The following is a 1,405-nucleotide window of genomic DNA, read 5'->3' on the forward strand; positions in this document are numbered from 1 at the left end:
TGAGATGTTGGATCTTGTTATTGTTGACGGAAAAGCAAGAGGAATTATTGCAAGAAACCTTGTAACAGGAGAAATTGAAAGACACTCTGCTCACGCAGTGGTAATTGCTTCAGGAGGATACGGAAACGTATATTTCCTTTCTACCAATGCAATGGGATCTAACGTTTCTGCTGCGTGGAAAATCCACAAGAAAGGAGCTTACTTCGCAAACCCATGCTACGTACAGATTCACCCTACTTGTATTCCTGTTCACGGAACACAGCAGTCTAAACTGACTTTGATGTCTGAATCATTAAGAAACTCAGGAAGAATCTGGGTTCCTAAGAAAATTGAAGATTCAGTAGCGATCAGAGAAGGTAAATTAAGACCTGAAAATATTAAAGAAGAAGATAGAGATTATTATCTGGAAAGAAGATATCCTGCATTCGGTAACCTTGTACCTAGAGACGTTGCTTCAAGAGCTGCTAAGGAAAGATGTGATGCCGGATACGGAATTGAAAATAATGATACTAAAGAAGGTGTTTACCTTGATTTCTCTACAGAGATCATGAAAAAAGGTAAAGAAGCCGCTATCGAAAAACATATTCATAACCCTACAGATCAGCAGATCTATGATCTTGGTAAGAAGTGGGTTGAGGAGAAGTATGGTAACCTATTCGTAATGTACGAAAAAATTACCGCTGATGATCCTTACAAAACTCCAATGAAGATCTATCCTGCAGTTCACTATACAATGGGTGGTGTTTGGGTTGATTATAATCTTCAGTCTACAATCCCTGGATGTTTCGTAATCGGTGAGGCTAACTTCTCAGATCACGGGGCAAACAGACTGGGTGCTTCTGCATTGATGCAGGGTCTTGCTGATGGATATTTTGTACTTCCTTACACAATTGCAGATTACCTTTCTGCAGATATCAGAACAGGAGCTATTCCTACCAATTCTGCACCATTTGATGAGGCTGAAAAAGGAATTAAAGAGAAAATTAATTTCTTCTTAAACAATAAAGGAACTCATTCTGTTGACTATTTCCACAAGCAGTTAGGAAACATTATGTGGAATAAAGTAGGAATGGGAAGAACTCCTGAAGGGTTAAGAGAAGCGATCAAGGAAATTGAAGAAGTAAGAAACAATTTCTGGAAAAACGTAAAAGTTCCGGGAGAAGGAGAAGGAATGAACACTGAGCTTGAAAAAGCATTCAGAGTAGCAGACTTCCTTGAGCTTGGACAATTAATGGCTATCGATGCACTGCACAGAAACGAATCTTGTGGTGGACATTTCCGTGAAGATCATTCAACTCCGGACGGAGAAGCGGAAAGAGACGACGTAAACTACAAATACGTCGGAGCTTGGGAATATCAGGGAGACGATATCAACGCGGAAGTGTTGCATAAAGAAGAACTGATC

The 1,405-nt window shown here is 39.9% G+C and carries 1 protein-coding gene; it reads left to right on the top strand.

All coding sequences use genetic code 11. The features are described 5' to 3' along the window. On the top strand, window positions 1–1,405 hold a 1,405-nt coding region (gene sdhA / locus GB932_RS22240; protein WP_156758944.1), incomplete at both ends, for a succinate dehydrogenase (quinone) flavoprotein subunit.

It is taken from the genome of Microbacterium karelineae (genome assembly GCF_009745985.1).
In the GTDB taxonomy this organism is placed as follows: domain Bacteria; phylum Actinomycetota; class Actinomycetes; order Actinomycetales; family Microbacteriaceae; genus Microbacterium; species Microbacterium karelineae.